This is a genomic window from Pedobacter sp. AJM, from assembly GCF_002197755.1.
Lineage (GTDB): Bacteria > Bacteroidota > Bacteroidia > Sphingobacteriales > Sphingobacteriaceae > Pedobacter.
In genome coordinates, this window is the sequence record NZ_NHOT01000006.1 from 1 (window position 1) to 18,131 (window position 18,131).

Here is an 18,131-nt window from a genome sequence, read left to right on the forward strand (position 1 = left end):
AAATCTGATGCTGCTAAAAGAGAAAAACAAATCAAAAGCTGGAAGAGTAGAAGGATGATCATAAATTTAATTAACACAACTGTATTGTCAAATCCTGATATTATTGGTGATAAGATAGGATAACTTTCAAAATAATCAAAGGGAAATTAGCTCAGCTGGTTCAGCGCATCCCGACTTTATCAGTCGGGAGGGTCGGGGGTTCGAACCCCTCATTTCCCACACTAAGCCTTTCAGGAAACTGAGCGGCTTTTTTTATTAAATTTCCATATCTTCATGTATGTTTTGTGCATACATTTTATATTCCCAAACCCGTAATAAATATTACGTAGGTTCAACATTTAATCTGAAAGCAAGAATTATAAAGCATAATACAAATCATCCGGGCTTTACCGGACATACAGGGGACTGGCAAATTGTTTGGGTACAATCTTTTACTGAAAAATCTGATGCTGCTAAAAGAGAAAAACAAATCAAAAGCTGGAAGAGTAGAAGGATGATCATAAATTTAATTAACACAACTGTATTGTCAAATCCTGATACTATTGGTGATAAGATAGGATGACTTTCAAAATAATCAAAGGGAAATTAGTTCAGTTGGTTCAGTGCATCCCGACTTTATCAGTCGGGAGGGTCGGGGGTTCGAACCCCTCATTTCCCACACTAAGCCTTTCAGGAAACTGAGGGGCTTTTTTGTTTTTTAGGTTTGCATTCCATCCGGGCTTGATTTTACTTTTTAGACCAAAATATTTTATTTTCTGAATCTTCCACTTTCCAGTTATATATTCAGTTTTATATCCGAAATTGGCCTCTGAAAATGATGCAATTTCATGTTAAATAAAATAGTCCGGTTTATTTTTTTTGGTAATTACTTTGTCGGCATTTTAGCTGTGGCCTTAACTCTTGAGGCTACCTATCAGTTGCGGCTTCCCTTTAATTCTTTAAATTATTATTTATTGCTTTTTTTAGCACCGACAATTTATTATACCTACGCATACAATAAAGTGTCCAATCAGCCCTCTGCAACGAATCCCAGAACGCAGTGGTATTTCGAGCATAAAAAGATTATCGGATGGAGCCAGATGTTACTTTTCATGCTTTGTATATTTCTTGCACTAAAGCTGCTTAATCAAAATTATCAGCATATTTTAAATCTTCCGGCCATTTATTGGCTCGCCATTATCATTATCATTATTGCCGGAGTTTTGTATTATGGATTACTACCCCGGTCATTCCTGAAATTTAACCTTAGAAATACAGGTTGGTTAAAAGCATTCGTGATTGGTTTCGTTTGGGCATGTTGTGCCAATGTGTTGCCGCTGATTATGCTTAAAATTGAAACGGGAGTTGGTTATCATGATTCTGTTTTATGGACATGGCTTTTTATCAAAAACTGGATGTTTTGTACCGTAAATGCCATCATATTTGATATTAAAGATTATCCTACAGATGCCAACAGGCACCTGCGTACCTTCGTGGTACGTTATGGCCTGCGCAAAACGATCTTTAGTATTTTAATTCCCCTGCTCATTATCGGACTCATTTCTCTTAGTATTTTTGCCAGCTATAAAGGATTTGGTCTGCCACAGGTATTGTGTAATATATTGCCTTTTGTGCTGACCATTTATATTGCCTATTCTATGCACAGGAGGAAAAATATCCTGTATTACCTGATGGTCATTGATGGATTAATCCTGTTCAAAGCCCTGTGTGGTATGATGGGAATGCAGTTTGTTCAATAGCGAATGAGGAAAGCTAAGAAAGGCTTCTCGATCAGGAAAATATAAATTTTTTAATTCAGATCTCAATTGACAAATAATTACGATAAAATAGCCAGTCAATACGATGTTTTAAGTCGCCTGGTTTTTTGGAAATCGCAGGTGAAGGCACAGGTTAATCAACTGTCTTATATCCCGGCAAATGCTTCCCTGCTGATTGTGGGTGGTGGTACCGGGTGGATTTTAGAGGAAATTGCCAAGGTTCATCCATCCGGTTTAAGCATCACTTATGTAGAGATATCGGAACAAATGATTAAGCTTTCAGAAACGCGGGATATTAAAAACAACCAGGTAAAATTTATTCATTCCGGCATTGAGGATTTCAAAACCAATGTGCAATTTGATCTCGTGCTAACCCCATTTTTGTTTGATAACTTTCCTGTGGAAAAGGCATCTGCTATTTTTAAAGACCTGCATCATCACCTGAAGATCAATGGACTGTGGCTTTTTGTAGATTTTTCAGTAAACAATCAAAACGGCAAATGGTGGAAATTCATCTTGCTGAAAGCGATGTATTCATTTTTTAAACTGATCCGTATCGTAGAGGCCAGTCATTTAATAGAGATGCATCCATACTTCATCAAGGAAAAGTATAAGATCAGGGAGCGGCGATTTTATTATGGCAGCTTCATTATGGCAACTGTATATCAGAAATCATGACATTTATTTAATGCAATAAAGTTGCTTTTGATGATGGGTATCTCGATTTTTGTAAAAAAATTAGATATGGATTTTGATGTAATCATTATTGGCGGAAGTTATGCCGGCCTGTCAGCGGCCCTGGCTTTAGGAAGGGCAACCCGAAAAGTGCTTATTGTTGATGCAGGTAAGCCCTGCAACAGGCAAACGCCGCATTCACATAATTTTCTCACTCACGATGGCGATCGACCGGCTGATATTGCTGCCCAGGCAAAGGCTGAGGTGTTAAAATACCCTACAGTTCAGTTTAAGAATGGAGAAGTCTTTTCGGCTCGGAAATCATGCGGTGAATTCAGGATCTCGCTTCAAAATGGAGAAGAATTCTCGGCCAGGAAATTACTGATTGCAACAGGATTGAAAGATTCTTTTCCTAATATCAGCGGATTTGCAGAATGCTGGGGAATTACGGTGATTCATTGCCCTTATTGCCATGGGTATGAAGTGAAAAATGAAAAGGTTGGCTTAATGATGAATGGTGATCATGCTTTCGAGATGGCCAAAAACATTAATTTGTGGAATAAGGATTTAACTATTTTAACCAACGGTAAATCTCAGCTTACAGCAGCACAAACTGAAAAATTCCGGTCTAAATCAATTGCAGTTATTGAAGATGAAATTATAGCCCTTGAACATGAAAATGGTGTTTTAAAAAATGTTGTATTTTCCGAAGGAAATAAACTGAGCTTTAATGCGCTCTATGCAAGGGCAGAAGTTTCGCAGCATACGGATTTGGATCTCCAGCTGGGCTTTGAGCTTACGGAATTCAATACCATAAAAGTGAATGAGCAGCAGCAGACTACCGCAAATGGAATTTATGCAGCAGGAGATTGTACCACATTGATGCGGTCGCTATCCATAATTACTGCCGCCGGAACATCAGCAGGAATCATGATCAATAAAGAAATGATTTCGGAAGATTTTTGAGATGCCATCGGTAACTAGAATAAAATGGCACCGATAATTACTACTGCTAACATAGCGGCCATAACAATTCGATCGGCTGTTATCCATTGTGCTCTGGTTATAGGATTTGCTACTTTTCTAACTGTTTCTGCTTTTGGCCTGGCTATCCTGAAAAGGGAAGTGTCTAATTTAATAATCATGGGAAATGTTTTTAATAGGTATATCTTTTAAGACAAACCCTAAGCCAAAAACCGCCGAATATGTGTAAATGTGGATAACTTCAATTTTTTGTTAACTAACTTGCTTGTTTAAAGGTTATTGTATCATTTTTGTGATTTTCTGGTTTATTGTAGTGTATAGCATAAGATGCACATCTGTTTTTGTATCAGGTTGTAGGATAATTAGTTGCGCCTGCTTTTTTTATAATTAACAATAACCTGCTTTTATTTCAGGTTATTGTTAATTTGTAGGATTAATAGCCTGGATTTTGCGCAAAAGGTCCGCCATTGAGATCAATAGCCCTGCTCGGAATTGGTCGTAATAATTTCAACTGACCACCAGCACCGGCAAATGGATTAATGCCTTTATCAAACCAGTTGGTTTTGATATCCCGGTTGTATAGTCTGGTCCTTTCTACCAGTGTTCCTGTTCTTTTTAAATCGAACCACCTTTCATATTCTCCCACCATTTCTCTGGCGCGTTCATCCAAAATGAAATCTATATTCACACTTGCTGGGGTGATGGCCATTTCAGCGGTTTTCCCTGTTTTAGCAGCTCTTCTTCTTACCTCATTTATCCGGTCAGTGGCCAATGCCAGATTTCCAGCTTTAAAATAAGCTTCGGCAGCAACAAGATAAGTTTCGCCTAACCTGGCTAAAAACAGATCACGTGTACTGGTGGCCGCTCCAAACTGTGATTTTGGATCATCAAATTTCTTAACCGATGGTGTGGCATTATCCAGTACGGTGCTCCTGCCGGCCTGCCAGGCATTTGAATAAGGGATGATGGTGGTGGTTGCCCGGCGTGTAGGATCTGCAGCACGCCAATCTGCATCTGTTGTCGTGTCCCATTTTGGTTTATAATAGAACCGGATATTCAGGTTGGCTCTTTCGGTGCTTTTATCATAATAATCATAATAACGCTGATAGAGTTTAATCATAAATGTGGCATCGAAACGTGCATCATTTTCGGTGAAAGTATTAAAAGTGTATAACGTAGGTACCAGTACAAATGCCCGGTAAGGGTAGCCTTGTGCGCCTCCTGAGCCTCCCTGATAGGGCCCGAAAAATGCCGCCTGTGTATTTCCCCCGGTGGTAGCAGTGGGCAAGGAAGCCGCATCAAATTGGATCGAAAACAATACTTCCGGATCTTTTTCATTACCTGGGAAAAATAAATTTTCAAAGGAAGTGGTTAAGGTTTTTCCAGCTATGGCAGCATCAGCGAAAGTAGCTGCTGTACTAAAATCCTGCGCAGATCCAAATGCTTCATAGCCCCGGGTTAAATATACTTTTGCCAGGTAATGGCGAACAGCTTTTTTAGTCACACGACCAAAATCCGAAGTTGTTTCCGGTACCAAAGAAAGTGCTTCATTCATTTCCCTGATAATAAAATCATATGTCTCTTGTGCAGTGTTTCTTTTAAACTGCTCAATGGGTGTATCAAAGCGATCTGTTACCAAACTCACTCCGCCAAAAGATTGTACCAGCAGGAAATAATAGTATGCCCGTATAAATTTTACTTCTCCTTTTCTAATGGACAAATTTGCACTGGATGCGGTATTGCTATTGAAATAAAGTGCAGTATTACACAGCTGAATGGAAGAATAGGTGTTGGTATAAAATGCCGTTACCTCCGCATTATCGGGATTCAGGTTTTGATATTCACTAATGCCCACGGGTTGTGCATCTCTGCCTTCCACATACATGTCAGTTCCGGCACAAAATACATATGGCGAACTGTATACTTTGCGAAGTGTAGCATAGGTAGCGTTAATTAATTTTTCATATCCTTCTGCAGTGGCATAGTATTCATTGGATGTGATATTCGATTTGTTTTCTTCTTCTAAAAATTTTTTACAACCCGTAAATGAGCTGGCAAGAATTAAAAGGGATAGTATGATCTGTTTTTTCATGATACCTCGGTTTAAAATTTCAGGTTAACACCAAATTGATAGGTGATTGTGCTTGGGCCGGTATTGTTAATGTTTCCTACGGTTGTGTTGGTTTGTTCAGTGGTGATGGAAGGGTCAATTCCACTTGCACTTTCCGGATCAAATCCATCGTAATTGGTCCACACAAATGGATTTAATACATTGGCATATACACGTAAACTCTTGATTTTTAATTTTTCAATTATTTTGGCCGGAAGGGTATACCCTAGAGAGATGTTCTGTATTTTAACAAATGAAATATCTTTATAATAGCCTACACCGGTAATGCCATCCCAATAAGGACCAATGTTGTTTGGCTGAGGGTAAGTATTGGAACTTCTTCCCTGCGTGACAGCGTTGGCAGGCATGTAATAATCGTTGTAAATTTTATTGGTTCCACGGTCGTTGTAGCGGGTAAAAACACTGTGGAAAGCACTGTAAACCTGCATGCCTTGCCTGGCGAAAAGTGAAGCAGATAAATCAAAAGCTTTATAGGTGAACTGTGTAGAAAAGCCGCCCGTCCATTTTGGATCTTTCTGGCCAATAATCTGCCTGTCGTTTGTGCTGCTGATTTTACCGTCGTTATTTAAATCCTTTACCCGGGCCTGGCCAGGCAGCTGGCCATAAGTCAGGGCCAGTGCACGTTCGCTTTCCTGCCAGATCCCGTCAAAAACATAGAGGTAATTAACATTGATCGGCTGTCCGATAAACCAGGAATTACCGACTAAATCCTGCTTTTTATTCAAGAGGTCAATAATGGCATTTTTGTTTCTGGCAAAGGTGAATGAGGTTGACCAGGTAAAATCCTTTGCAGAAATATTGATGGTTCTTAAAGATACCTCAATTCCTTTATTACTTACAGAACCCACATTGTCTTTAATGGATGAATAGCCGGTTTCGAGTGGTAAATCCCGGTTAAGCAATAAACCTTCCGATAATTTATCATAGAGATCAATGGAGCCGGAAATTCTATTTTTCAGGAAGCCAAAATCAATACCTAAATCAAATTCACGTGTTCTTTCCCAGGTTAATGATGAATTGGGCAGTCTGCTTGGTGAATAACCGAGGGCAGGTGTTCCGCCGAAATCGTAATAGGTGGGTGCACTCAGGTTCATCTGTGTTTCGTACGGCCTGATGTTATTGTTGTTGCCAGCCACCCCGGCACTAAAACGCAGTTTTAAATCAGATACAAACGAGGCGTTTTGCATGAAAGATTCCCTTGAAATTTGCCAGGCAATGGCTGCTGATGGAAATGACGACCATTTATTGCCTTCAGCCAGTTTGGATGAGCCATCCCATCGGTTGGCGAGGGTTACAAAATATTTGTCTCTAAAGGAATAGTTTATTCTTGCTAAAAAGGAAAGAATGGAGAACTGGTTAAAATTACTGGAAGATAACTGTCTGTTGTTAGACGCGCCCAAGTTGTAAAAAGAAGAATTGTAAGGCAGATCGTTAACCTTCGTGGTATCACTTTCAAATCTGTCTTTTTGCATGCTGTACAAACCGGTAAAAGCAAAATTGTGCTCTTTGATTTTTTTACGGATGTTTACCACGTTATCAAAAATATAAGATTGAGTTTGCTGGTTTACCCTTTGTGCATCCGGTAGTAATCCATCGCCAACCCCCGTTAAAGAACCCCAATATCTGCCATTTCTGACAAAGTTTACACTCGGAGAAAAGGTTGACCGGACATCAATCCAGCTTGCAGGGGCATACTGAAGGTAAACATTACCTACTCCAAAATGTCTTCTGGTATTATTTTGTGAATTGGTAATTTCGAGAAGTGGATTCACCACGCTGGTAAAACTGGAAACAACTGACGATCCCGGAACCGGAATTTGACCTGGTCTGAATACCAGGTTTCCATTGGCATCATAAGGTTTGAAAATTGGAGCCATATTGAAGCCATTTCTTACCGCATCATCACTTCCACGTTCGGTTTCGGTAAATGAAAAGTTAATGCTCATTCCGGCAGAAAAACTTTTATTGATCTTTCCGTCTACATTTACTTTAAAATTATAGCGACTTAAATTGTCCTGTAAAAAATTCCCTTTTTCATTCTGATAGCCTGCACCAATTAAATATTGAATATCACTGTTACTGCTCCGGCCTGAAGCGGTTATCCAGTGGTTAGCCTGAATACCATCCTGTAATACCAAACTTTTCCAGTCGGTATAATCATGATTGGCTACCGTTTGCAATACCGTTGGATTATCTAAACTTCCAATGGTATTGGTAAAAGTTCTGCCGGCGATGAGTTCTGGTGAGATGAAAGTATTTTGGCGGTATTCCCACCATTCTTCTCCGGACATAAAATCAGGCATTCGGGCAACTTTTCTGATGCCTACGTAACCATCATAAGAAATGGTTGCTCCGCTGCTTTTATTGGTTGCACCATTTTTTGTGGTTACCAGTACAACACCATTTGATCCTCTTGATCCGTAAATGGCTGTTGAGGCCGCATCTTTCAATACGTCCATTTTGGCAATATCTTGTGGATTAAGGAAATTGATGTCTGAAACAATTACACCATCCACAACAAAAAGGGGCTGTCCGCCCGCCAGTGAGTTCTGCCCCCTGATCTGAACATTGAAATTTGCGCCTGCACGGCCTGAACCCGCAGAAATATCTACTCCGGCAACCTGACCTTGAACAGCCTGTAAGGCACTAACTGTTCCTCTTTCGGCAATCGCATCGCCCTGAACGCTACCCACTGCAGTGGCTACCTGCGATTTCTTTTGTGTGCCATAACCCACCACTACCAATTCATTTAACTGACCAGCTGCTTCAGTTAAAGTAACGGATATTGTTTTCTGCCCCGCAAGAACAACTTCTTTATTGTTATAACCTACAAAGGAGAACACCAATGTAGCATTAGGTGGTGCATCAAATGAAAAGTTCCCGTTCACATCTGTTGAACTGCCAATAGCAGCACCTTTGACTTTGACGGATACACCGATTAATGTTTCGCCCTTTTCATCTACTACCTTACCAGAAATTTTTTGACTTTGTGCCATCAAAACGGTACTGAACAAGAAAGAAATGACGAAAAAAAGTAATTTTTTTTTCATGATTATTTGGTTAAGAATTGAAATAGCCATTTTGGTATGACTATTATATTTGGTTATATGGCTTACAATTTAGCCAACCAAATTCAATTCGTAACTATAATACGACTCAAAACTGTGCAATCGTTCCCGTAAATGATGTCTAATAAGTGTTATTCTGTTGTGTTAATATCAGAGGTATAATTGTATTTTAATGAATTGTAAATCTGTATTTATTGTTGATGTATTTCGTCGTTTTAAATTTTTTCTTCAGGATTGATATTCAGTTTACTGTTCTTTTTGCCATACCAGAAATAGATCACAAGTCCGATGACCAACCAAACCGCTAAACGTAGCCAGGTTTCCCAGGGAAGAAATACCATCATGGCCACACAGGTTAAAATGCCCAGGATAGGAATTAATGGAACAAAAGGAACCCGGAACGGGCGTTTGGCTTCCGGATTGGTTTTACGTAAAATCAGTATACCAACGCAAACCATTAAAAATGCCAGCAAAGTTCCGATGCTGGTCATTTCTCCAACTACATTCATGGGTACGAATGCAGCAAAAAGCCCAATAAACATACAAAGGATGATGTTTGATTTCCAGGGTGTTTTGAATTTCGTATGTACATCAGAAAACATTTTAGGCAATAAGCCATCTTTACTAATGGAGTAAAACATTCTGGATTGTGCCATTAAATCAATTAAGATTACGGAAGTATAACCAATCAGAATCGCTAAAATGATGGCCTGACTTAACCAGCCGTAAGGCGTTTTTTCGATTGCAATTGCTACTGGTGCACCACTATTGGCAAATTCTTTATAATTGGCTAAACCGGTCATTACATGACCAAATAAGCCAAAAAGTATGGTACAAACCACCAGCGAGCCAATAATTCCAATTGGCAAATCCCGTCCTGGATTTTTAGTTTCCTGTGCAGATGCGGCAACGGCATCAAAACCAATAAATACAAAGAAAACAAGGCCTGCACCACGCAGTACACCACTCCAGCCAAACTGCCCGAAAGTACCCGTATTTTCAGGAATATAAGGATGATAATTGGCCGGATCAATATATTGCCAGCCCAGGGCAATGAAAACCAGCACCACACCAACTTTTAAAAATACAATAATGCCATTCACAATGGCTGATCCTTTTGTTCCACGAATCAGAATCGCTGTCATTAAAACAACAACCAGTGCTGCAGGAATATTAATGATTCCGTTTACTGTTGAGCCATCTGCCAGTTTTGCGGTTTCGAAAGGAGAGAGGGTAAGTTGTGGAGGAAGAAAAAGCCCCAGGCTTCCTAAAAACTTCGTTAAATATTGAGACCAGCTAATGGCTACCGTAGCACAACCTACGGAATATTCCAATACCAGATCCCAGCCAATAATCCAGGCAAAAAGTTCGCCCATGGTGGCATAAGAGTAGGTGTAAGCACTTCCCGCAACCGGAATCATAGATGCAAATTCTGCATAACAAAGTGCGGCAAAACCGCAGCCCAAAGCGGCAATGACAAAAGAAAGGGTCACTGCCGGACCCGAATGATTGGCTGCAGCCAATCCTGTAATAGAGAACAGGCCTGCACCAAGTGTTAAACCCACACCGATTAAAATCAGGTTAACCGGGCCTAAAGTTCTTTTAAGCGTACCTTCGCCACTTTGGTTTGCTTCAGCAACAATGCTGGCAATCGATTTTTTCATGAAACAAGTTAAGGTTGCAAAATTATCAAATAATATTAATTCTATCGTATTTGTAGTAATTTGTTTTTGAATTCAACCATAAACGAAGTTTAGATGACTATATAAGGGATCAATCGTCTGTAAATTATAAATTCAGTGATGTATAAATACTCGCAAAGTGCTGTTGCAATTCCGGCTTTGAGACTGCACGATTAGACTAAGCCAATCGTTTAGTCACCAAAAATCCAACTAATAAACGACCCATTAAGCTATCTCTAATTTTTTAATAAAAAAAATAATAATCTCATTGTCAGTATTTTAAGCAATAATTTTGCTTAATTTTAGTACTATGTATTGCATAGTACAATATAAAACATATATCTTTGTATTATGATAGCAGAAAATACGCAAACGCAAATGCGGAAGGGAATTCTGGAGTACTGTGTTTTATCAATCATCTCAAGGGGCGAAATATATGCTTCTGATATTATTGCTGAATTGCGCTCGGCAAAATTGCTGGTGGTGGAGGGCACACTTTATCCATTATTAACCCGGCTTAAAAACAATGGTTTATTAAGCTACAACTGGGTAGAGTCTACCTCAGGTCCGCCCCGAAAATATTATACCTTAACTGATGTTGGTCGGGAAATTTTATCAAAATTAGATCAAACCTGGCAGGAACTTGCCTATGCCGTAGGCATATCGCAAAGCGGCGCCAATTCAACAACCTCATAACGCAAACAAGGAAATGGAAAAAACCATCATCATCAATATAGGCAATACGATTATTCACATCGAAGAAAGTGCCTACGATATTTTAAAGGCTTATCTCAATGAAGTTAAGCAACATTTTGCCAATCATGCAGACGATCTGGAGATTGTAACCGACATCGAAAACCGTATTGCAGAATTATTAACCGAGCAGTTACAGGAGCAGAAGAAACAGGTCGTTGACATTGCAGATGTTCAACATGTAGTAAGCCAAATGGGCCGCGTTAAAGATTTTGATAACGTTGAGGAAAATGAAGAGGAACCCGTTTTACAATCTGCTTACCAGCACCAATATGCCGAAAAGAAATTATACCGGGATATGGACGACAGGGTAGTGGCTGGTGTTTGCTCAGGAATTGCCCATTTTCTAAATACTGATGCGAAATGGATCAGGATTGCCGTATTGCTCATGGCCTTTCTGGGCGGATTCGGATTTCTGGTGTATGCCATACTCTGGATCATCATGCCTAAAGCAACATCCCGTTTGGAAAAAATGGAAATGAAAGGCGAACCAGCAAACTTACAGGGTTTTCAAAAGAATTTGGATGAAGAATTACAGGCCGTTAAAGAACGTTTAGGAGATGTGAACAGGCATGCTCAACCCATATTAGCCCGTTTCGGAATGGTTATCGGCGAATTTTTTGAATGGATCGGCAGGTTTTTATCAGGAACAGGAAAAGTTATATTTAAAGTTATTGCCGGCTTTATCATTGTATTCGGTGCATTTATATTACTCATGCTGATTATTACTACTGCAGCTTTTCAGGGTTATTGGGACTCCAGCATTTATGATACTTTTCCATTTTCAATCATCAACGACGGAAACAGGGGCATGATTTTGTTCAGTGCTTTTATTGTATTGTTTATTCCGGTTTTAGCACTTGTGTTATTTTCGATCCGTGTTGCTTTTAATAAACAGGCCATCAACAAAACCCTTTCTTTTGCCCTACTGATCATTTGGTTAGGTGGTGTGGCCATTGCTGGTTACCAGGCTGCAAAAATATCTTCTGAGTTTAAGCAACATGCAGAATTAACGCAAACGGTTGATTTAAAATCCGCTAAAACTTATATCATCGACATTGATAAAAGTAAATATTTCAGTAAGGAAGATAGTATTGCTTATCATATCAACACAAATAGCAAGAACCAGATTGTGACTGATGATTTTGAAAACGGACCTTTCGTGATGCCAAATAATATCCGTATTGACATTGAAAAAGGTGCTACAAATGCTACACGCCTGATACAAAAATACGAATCTCAGGGTAAAACTTTTCAAAGTGCCTTACAAAATGCTCAAAATATAGATTATAAATACAGCCTAAAAGATTCGACAATAGTTTTTAATCCACGTTTTCAGCTCCGAAAGGGAACCATTTGGAGAAACCAGGAAGTTCGCTTACAGCTTGAAATTCCGGTTGGTACAAAAGTGATCTTAAAAGAAGATTCATACAGGTATGTCAATAATTATGGAACCTGGGATTGCGGCGAAAAGGAAGGCGACAAAAACGATTATACTTCCTGGATCATGACGGAGGATGGCCTGAAATGCATCGCTCAGTTAAAAGAAGAGGCACTAAATAAGCAAAAACTTAAAGATGAACTGCATGATTTAGAATTTTCGCAAAAAAATAAACCTATTGATACACTCAAGCAGGATTCTATCCTAAACAGAATCAGGGAATTGAAAGAAGAACTGGGCATTAAACCTGAAGATCAAAAATATCGTTAAAACTTACCTCCGCTACACTACAGTTTAATAAAAGCTAAAAAAGCCATGAAAATATTATTTACGTTAATGACATGCCTGATGGTGTGCGGGGTTTCCTTTGCCCAAAATTCACCTCAAATAACAGGTAAAGTGATAGATGAAAAGGCTGTTGCAGTGCCGTTTGCAATCGTTAGACTTTTGAATTTTCCGGATACCAGTGTGGTGAAAACGGTGGCAACAAATTTAGATGGTGCTTATGAAATGAATCAGCTAAAGGAAGGAATATACATTTTATCAGTTTCTATTGTTGGATATAAAACCAAGAGAACCGATAAATTTTTGTTGAATGATAATCTAAATATACCCGTTATAACCCTTCAAAGTTTAACTAAGCAGTTAAATGAAGTGAGTGTATCCGGTAAGAAACCCTTTATTGAACATCAGATCGATAAAACAGTGCTGAATATAGAAAATAGTATTGTTTCATCAGGAAGTACAGCATTAGAACTTCTGGAGAAAGCACCAGGTGTACAGGTGGATAAGCAAAACGACCAGATTTTGTTAAATAATAAATCGGGTGTAATGGTGATGATTGATGGAAAGAATAACTTTTTATCAGGTGCAGATTTAGCTGTTTATTTAAACAGCTTGAACAGCAGTCAAATTGCTACCATAGAAATTATTACAAATCCTTCATCTAAATATGATGCTGCAGGAAATGCAGGCATTATCAATATCAAATTGAAAAAGAATAAAGCCTTTGGTACCAATGGAAGTATTTCATCAACTTATCGTAATGCCCTCATTGCAAACTTACCAAGAAATATTTATGGTTCTGATCTGAATTTTAACATCAACAACCGGAATGAAAAATGGAATTTTTACAGCAATGCCAATGCTTCTAAAAGTAACAACTTTTCAAAGTTATTTTTAGAAAGAACCACAAACTCTGGCGGTTTACAAAGTGCTTTCAACCAGAATTTTCAAAAAATATATACAGGTTCCAGGTTAGCGGCTAAATTGGGCGTAGATTATTATGCCAGTGAAAAAACAACCATCGGCATCATGCTGGATGGCAATACCAGTACCCGCAAACTGGATAATTTTTCTCAGACTTTTATTAATGAAGTTCAGTCTGGCGTAGCGAGCAATAATTCGCTTATTTTAAATTCGGATGCCAATACACCCAATAAAAACTATAGCGCAAATTTTAACATCAAGCATGAATTTAAAAAAGAAGGGGCAAGTTTAAATTTCGATGCCGATTATTCAGGGTTTGATTATACCGGACTTGAAAATTTTAATACCAATTTTTTTAATGAAGCCGGAACCGTTTACAATCAAACCATTATCAAAAACGATAGCAAAACCAATATCGATATTTTTGCCGCTAAAGCTGATTTTGCATGGCCGATTTCAAAAACGACCAAATTAGAGACGGGTTTAAAAACCAGTTTTGTTAAAACTGATAACAATTTTTTATCTGCTGCTTTCTTAAATAATAACTGGCAGAATATTGTAGGCCAGAGCAATCATTTTATTTATAAAGAAAAGGTTAATGCAGCTTATGCCAATCTTTCTAAAGATCTGGGGAAATTTCAAATCCAGGCTGGGTTAAGGGCTGAATATACAAACGCAAATGGTGCTTTAATTACCAATAATACGGTATCAGATCAAAAATATTTGTCTTTGTTTCCAACCATTTTTGTTAATCAGAAAATCTCAGAAAGCAGTAACCTGCGTTATACCTATGGCAGACGGATCGACAGGCCCAATTACCAGCAATTGAATCCTTTTAATTTTTATATGGATCCTTACACTATAGAACAGGGAAATCCATATTTAAAACCACAGTTTACCAATAATTTTGAAATAAGCTATGGTTATAAAAGCGGGCTATCTTTTTCTCTGGGGTATTCAAAAATCAGAGATTTAATACTAGATAGTAAAACGGCACAAAATGATAGCACCAGGATTGTTACTGTTGGTCAGGGGAATATTGGTAGCGGTCAGTATTATTCTGCAGGCTTATATTTTCCTTTAGCCATTACCAAATGGTGGAATTTGCAACATAATTTTAACCTCTTTTATAATCAATTTAATGATAACAACTTAGAAGGAGCCCCTTTCGCATTGAGCAAGGTATCTTATAATTTTAACATCACCAGTTCCATTTCACTGGCCCATAACTGGACCATCGAAACCAATTTCTGGCTAAATTCGCCAAAAGTACGGGGATTGGAAAAAACCATTATTTATCAGTATGCACTGAACGCCGGTGTACAAAAGAGCTTCCTGAATAAAGCCCTGAAATTAAAATTGAATATCGATGATATTTTCGCCACCAATTACTGGAAAGGCACTTTGAATTATCAGAATGTGAATTTAAGGGTTCAGAATAATTACATCAGTAGAAGAGCATCTTTTAACATCAGCTATAATTTCGGTAACCAAAATGTGAAATCAGCAAGATCCAGAAATACCGCTACGGATGATATTAAAAACCGGGCAGGGGGGTAGGTTTGAGTTTTGAGTTGGGAGTCTTAAGTCGTGAGTCTTAAGTCGTAAGTTCAGATCGTTAGTCATTAAAAAGGGGGATCTGTTAAACGAATCGTCATGCTGAATTTGGCGTCATTCTGATCCGATAGTTATCGGATTCATTTCTGAACAGCAACTATTTTGATAAGATCCTGAATCAAGTTCAGGAGGGCGACACCCAGGGAATTATGTTGTTAAGTTTTATTTATTCAATTTAATCTTCAGCACGGTAAAAGAATAAGCGGGAAGCTTTAGTGCATCTTTTAAGTTTACCGTTGAGGTGATCGGCTTGATTAGTCGCTCTGATGGATTACCGGAAATTTCCGTTTTCGTAGTCATATAATCACTTTTAATCTGGCCACCCAAATCCAGCGTAGTATTCACTTCAACAGGTAACAGGTTAACTAATTTTATGAAAATTTCGTTAGTTTGTGTGTTCTTCACTATCGAAAAGGCAATTCTTTTACTCACCTGATCCTGATCATTTGATAATTTTATTTCTCCGGGAAGATATTGATCGCCCGCATGATTTCCATAAAGTTGCTGCACGAAATAACCCGTTGTTGGCTTTACTTCGCTATTGTTAAAATAAATTAAATCAGGATTCCATTGGGTATGTCCTTCTTTTGCAATCAGCGGTGCGTAAGAAGCCATGCTCACCACATCTCCGTTTCTTTCCAGCGATGTTAAATATAAGGCTTCAGCCAACGCCGTTTCCAGATTGGTTTTATTTCCTCCGGGCAAACTTGCCGCATATTCACCTAAATAAACTTTTGATTTTGACCGATCGTACTGGTCATAAAAGTTTTGGTTATTAATAAACCATCCGGGCGACTGATAATAATGTTCATCAATAATTGGCACCTTTAAGTCGGCGGCAATTTTCCAGCCTTCTTCATAATCGGTACCTTCAAAAAATGGGCCTGCCGTACCAATAATCGTAATTTCAGGATGCTTTTTTCGCAGTGCCTGATAAATCATGGTAAAGCGTTCTTTGAACACCTGGGTAATCTGGTCTTCATTTCCAATCCCGATGTACTTTAAATTAAAGGGTTTCGGGTGACCTGCTTCAGCTCTTTTTTTACCCCATGTGGTATGTACATCGCCATTGGCATATTCCACTAAATCTACAATATCCTGAATGTACTGATCCATCTCTTCCATCGGGATACCGCCCTGCTGGCCACCACCGCCAGTGCCCGAATTCTGGCAAGGTACTGCTGCGGCAATCACCGGAACAGGTGCTGCACCAATATCTTCGCAAAACTGGAAGTATTCGAAATAGCCTAATCCCATGGTTTGGTGATAGCCCCAAAGGTTGCGGTCTGGTTTTCTGGTTTCTAAAGCACCAATGGTGTTTTTCCATTTGTAAATGTTCTGAATACCATCCCCGTGTGCTAAACATCCGCCAGGAAAGCGAACAAATTTAGGATGAATATCGGCAATTAATGTGGCAAGATCAGCCCTTAAGCCATTTTGATGCCCCTTGAAAGTTTTCTGCGGAAATAAAGAAACCATATCAAAAGCAAATTTTCCGGCAGTAAGCGGCATGATTTCCAGTCTGGCATCTGTCGCATCTGCTGATGGATAGAAGGTACCACTCACCTTTTTCCATGAAGTGGTATTTTTTAAAGTAATTTTAGCTAGAATACCCTTTGTATCACTAACTAAACGCACTTCAAAACCAGAAATACGACCAGCCAATTGCTTACTGAAAGCAGAGAAAAGATAAGCATCTCCTTTTTTTACCGCTATTCCGTCAAAACCCGTATTGCTTAATGCAGCACCGGCAACTTTAACATCCAGCACCGCATAGTGTGGATTATTTTGATGAACGGGTGCAATTGAATCAACGGTGAAAGTGCTTTGATCTCCTTTTAACTTCCATGCAAAAGTGCTGTTCCAGTTTTTATCATGGAAAGATTTATCGCTGGGTTGATATTCAAATCCCCTGTTCTGAATCAATTCTGCATAAAGGCCTCCGTCTGCAGCATAATTAATATCTTCAAAAAATATACCGGTAAGCATATTACTGATGGCTTTTGCACCTTTTGAATCAATGGTAATTTTAGCATCAACCGGTTTTAATCCAGCAAATCTTTGTGTATCATCTTTGGTTGTTTCACTGTTTTGGCGGGCTTTATATTGCTGCAAATCATAGGCTTTTTGAAGGTCCTTGATTACTGACCAGGCCACATAATGAGATTGCCCAATGGTATGACCAGAAATATTTGCTGTTTTATCCTCAGCATTAAATGCGGATAACGGGACTTCAACAGCTTTTTCATAAGTAATAAAATCCTTCGTTCTGGTTTGGAAATGCTTGCCTTCCACATCAGCATAAGTGATGGAATATTCATCTTTCAGCTGGTTATAATCAACAACAGGCTTTAATACATTTTTCCCCATGGCAACATATGGATAATGCTGGGGCCCCCAGTTGATTAAGTTTTTGGAAGTGGCTATGGCAAACTGATTGGTCTGATCATTTAATTCCCACGCACAAACCCATTCATCATTTCTTCCCCTGATGACATAGGGGGAAATCATTTTTTTTTCACTTCCCCACCTGCCATAATCGCTTTTCAAAAACAGGTAATCCTTGCCGATTGGTGTCCAGTTGGTCTGATCACGACTCCAGGCAAAGCGCAAGCCATTGACATTGTAAGCAAACAGATAGGCAGAATCCGGCTCATCCGTTAACTTATTTTCTTTGGCCATTAAACTGGCTGTGGCAGTAAAAAGTATAGCAAATAAAACGTAGAATCTAAGATAAAACTTCATGGGTCTGCAGCTATTTGGTTGGAAATGCGAAGACCAAAATAAATAATAATCGTTGGTTTAACGATTATT

Annotated in this window: 12 protein-coding genes; 7 read left to right on the forward strand and 5 right to left on the reverse strand. The window is 38.9% G+C overall.

The window, feature by feature from the left end; translation table 11 throughout:
- The first annotated feature begins 277 nt into the window (after positions 1 to 277).
- The 4 genes from CBW18_RS13330 (at position 278) to CBW18_RS13350 (ending at position 3,398) form a co-directional block, all read left to right on the forward strand.
- Complete coding sequence (locus tag CBW18_RS13330; protein ID WP_088301844.1) at positions 278 to 562, forward strand: GIY-YIG nuclease family protein; 285 nt, start codon at positions 278 to 280, stop codon at positions 560 to 562.
- Between the two features lie 265 nt (positions 563 to 827).
- Positions 828 to 1,739: a UbiA family prenyltransferase gene (locus CBW18_RS13340; RefSeq protein WP_088301845.1), complete on the forward strand. Its 912-nt coding sequence runs from the start codon at positions 828 to 830 to the stop codon at positions 1,737 to 1,739.
- 66 nt (positions 1,740 to 1,805) lie between these two features.
- Positions 1,806 to 2,435, forward strand: coding sequence for a class I SAM-dependent methyltransferase (locus tag CBW18_RS13345; RefSeq protein ID WP_088301846.1), 630 nt, complete (start codon positions 1,806 to 1,808; stop codon positions 2,433 to 2,435).
- A gap of 66 nt (positions 2,436 to 2,501) precedes the next feature.
- A complete protein-coding gene (locus CBW18_RS13350) occupies positions 2,502 to 3,398 on the forward strand; it encodes an NAD(P)/FAD-dependent oxidoreductase (protein ID WP_088302008.1) in 897 nt (298 codons plus the stop codon).
- Between the two features lie 14 nt (positions 3,399 to 3,412).
- Here the strand turns inward: CBW18_RS13350 and CBW18_RS21420 are convergent, their stop codons facing one another.
- From CBW18_RS21420 to CBW18_RS13365, 4 genes are all read right to left on the reverse strand, one after another.
- Positions 3,413 to 3,577: a hypothetical protein gene (locus tag CBW18_RS21420; RefSeq protein WP_172406528.1), complete on the reverse strand. Its 165-nt coding sequence runs from the start codon at positions 3,575 to 3,577 to the stop codon at positions 3,413 to 3,415.
- Between the two features lie 272 nt (positions 3,578 to 3,849).
- A complete protein-coding gene (locus CBW18_RS13355) occupies positions 3,850 to 5,508 on the reverse strand; it encodes a RagB/SusD family nutrient uptake outer membrane protein (protein ID WP_088301847.1) in 1,659 nt (552 codons plus the stop codon).
- Positions 5,509 to 5,519: 11 nt separating this feature from the next.
- Entirely contained in the window at positions 5,520 to 8,597 is a 3,078-nt protein-coding gene (locus tag CBW18_RS13360; RefSeq protein ID WP_172406529.1) for a TonB-dependent receptor, read from the reverse strand.
- A gap of 233 nt (positions 8,598 to 8,830) precedes the next feature.
- Positions 8,831 to 10,279, reverse strand: coding sequence for an amino acid permease (locus tag CBW18_RS13365; protein WP_088301849.1), 1,449 nt, complete (start codon positions 10,277 to 10,279; stop codon positions 8,831 to 8,833).
- A 369-nt stretch (positions 10,280 to 10,648) separates the two neighbouring features.
- Between CBW18_RS13365 and CBW18_RS13370 the strand changes: the two genes are divergently transcribed.
- Genes CBW18_RS13370 through CBW18_RS13380 form a run of 3 tightly spaced genes read left to right on the forward strand, consistent with a single transcriptional unit; the run spans position 10,649 to position 15,260 of the window.
- Positions 10,649 to 10,993 carry a PadR family transcriptional regulator gene (locus CBW18_RS13370; RefSeq protein WP_029282550.1) on the forward strand — a complete coding sequence of 115 codons (345 nt, stop codon included), beginning with the start codon at positions 10,649 to 10,651 and terminating at the stop codon, positions 10,991 to 10,993.
- Between the two features lie 13 nt (positions 10,994 to 11,006).
- Positions 11,007 to 12,761, forward strand: a complete 1,755-nt coding sequence (locus tag CBW18_RS13375; protein WP_088301850.1) for a PspC domain-containing protein — start codon at positions 11,007 to 11,009, stop codon at positions 12,759 to 12,761.
- A 45-nt stretch (positions 12,762 to 12,806) separates the two neighbouring features.
- Positions 12,807 to 15,260, forward strand: a complete 2,454-nt coding sequence (locus CBW18_RS13380; protein WP_088301851.1) for an outer membrane beta-barrel family protein — start codon at positions 12,807 to 12,809, stop codon at positions 15,258 to 15,260.
- 219 nt (positions 15,261 to 15,479) lie between these two features.
- Here CBW18_RS13380 and CBW18_RS13385 read toward each other — a convergent pair whose 3' ends face one another.
- The gene (locus CBW18_RS13385; RefSeq protein ID WP_088301852.1) at positions 15,480 to 18,062 is read right to left on the reverse strand and encodes an alpha-L-arabinofuranosidase C-terminal domain-containing protein; all 2,583 of its coding nucleotides are present in this window, start codon (positions 18,060 to 18,062) and stop codon (positions 15,480 to 15,482) included.
- Between the last annotated feature and the right edge of the window lie 69 nt (positions 18,063 to 18,131).

What these genes read in the sequence shown, in the direction of transcription:
- CBW18_RS13385 (WP_088301852.1), bottom strand. Translation starts at nt 18,062, where the DNA reads ATGAAGTTTTATCTTAGATTCTACGTTTTATTTGCTATACTTTTTACT.
- CBW18_RS13375 (WP_088301850.1), top strand. Translation starts at nt 11,007, where the DNA reads ATGGAAAAAACCATCATCATCAATATAGGCAATACGATTATTCACATC.
- CBW18_RS13340 (WP_088301845.1), top strand. Translation starts at nt 828, where the DNA reads ATGTTAAATAAAATAGTCCGGTTTATTTTTTTTGGTAATTACTTTGTC.
- CBW18_RS13380 (WP_088301851.1), top strand. Translation starts at nt 12,807, where the DNA reads ATGAAAATATTATTTACGTTAATGACATGCCTGATGGTGTGCGGGGTT.
- CBW18_RS13365 (WP_088301849.1), bottom strand. Translation starts at nt 10,279, where the DNA reads ATGAAAAAATCGATTGCCAGCATTGTTGCTGAAGCAAACCAAAGTGGC.
- CBW18_RS13330 (WP_088301844.1), top strand. Translation starts at nt 278, where the DNA reads ATGTTTTGTGCATACATTTTATATTCCCAAACCCGTAATAAATATTAC.
- CBW18_RS13370 (WP_029282550.1), top strand. Translation starts at nt 10,649, where the DNA reads ATGATAGCAGAAAATACGCAAACGCAAATGCGGAAGGGAATTCTGGAG.
- CBW18_RS21420 (WP_172406528.1), bottom strand. Translation starts at nt 3,577, where the DNA reads ATGATTATTAAATTAGACACTTCCCTTTTCAGGATAGCCAGGCCAAAA.
- CBW18_RS13355 (WP_088301847.1), bottom strand. Translation starts at nt 5,508, where the DNA reads ATGAAAAAACAGATCATACTATCCCTTTTAATTCTTGCCAGCTCATTT.
- CBW18_RS13360 (WP_172406529.1), bottom strand. Translation starts at nt 8,597, where the DNA reads ATGAAAAAAAAATTACTTTTTTTCGTCATTTCTTTCTTGTTCAGTACC.
- CBW18_RS13350 (WP_088302008.1), top strand. Translation starts at nt 2,502, where the DNA reads ATGGATTTTGATGTAATCATTATTGGCGGAAGTTATGCCGGCCTGTCA.